Source organism: Streptomyces mutabilis (assembly GCF_014649815.1).
In the GTDB taxonomy this organism is placed as follows: domain Bacteria; phylum Actinomycetota; class Actinomycetes; order Streptomycetales; family Streptomycetaceae; genus Streptomyces; species Streptomyces mutabilis.
The window spans coordinates 1-920 of the sequence record NZ_BMTT01000111.1 but is presented as its reverse complement, the minus strand read 5'-3'; the positions used below and the strand labels follow the sequence as shown (position 1 = coordinate 920).

1 protein-coding gene is annotated in these 920 nt (G+C 29.7%); it reads left to right on the top strand.

Going from position 1 to position 920, the window contains the following annotated elements; translation table 11 throughout:
* Nucleotides 1–486 precede the first annotated feature (486 nt).
* Nucleotides 487–920 (top strand): hypothetical protein (locus IE142_RS39660; protein ID WP_229831215.1); only part of this gene is annotated, 434 nt, incomplete at its 3' end.

Here is a 920-nt window from a genome sequence, read left to right as displayed (position 1 = left end):
ATTATATAATACACCTTTTGTTTATTTATTTAATGATAACTGAATGTATTTTTAATATATCTAATTTAGACTTTCTTAAACTGAGTTTATTTTAATATCTGATGTTATCTAAAAGAGATAATTATAAATAGACCTTTCTGATACCCCTAATAGCTGTTTTGTTTTTTTAAGTGTATTTGTGTGCAGATTATTGCCAGAGCAATCAATCTATAAGATGAGAATATGTGAATGGAATAAGCACAGAAATTGAAAAAGGGCGTAGGAGAAAATATTAAAATGATGTTTGTTAACATTCATTGAAAATGTTATCTGACTAAAAATAGCGTGAATGATTCTTTTTTGGAATGCTTTTATTTACTCTATTTTTATTTTAATTTTTATATGGAATAATAATTTTTATTCTTATTTTTAGAGATAAAAATCACTAATAGTCATATAATAAATAGTATATAGATGGTTATATGTCATTATGCACGGTGGTGAAAATTGAAAACGCTAACTATTAAAATCAGTCTTTTTGTATTGTCACTGTTTTTTCCTCTCCTAACAAAAGCACTTGTTATTCCAGATAATGGAACGGGGTATATAGGTGAATTAACGCCTCCTCAATCATATATGTCACTTCGTAGTAGTGGTAATTACTATGGAGCGGCTGTAGGTGTTAATAATGTTGTAGATTATTGTAGTAAAAACAGTGCACAATGGCAGAGTTTTTTATTCCCATTCCCAGGAAGTCAAGAGGGGGAGTACGGATTAAAATTATATAATAAAAATGCAAGTGAAGCGGAAAATAGGGAAAATTATTTAGTTGCAGCTATCAATGGAATAGTATCTATCGATGCGGTGTATTATCAGAATGGAACATATTCTCCGACTCGAATTACTCTGCGCCGAGGAAAAGAGGTTTCTAGAACAGCTGA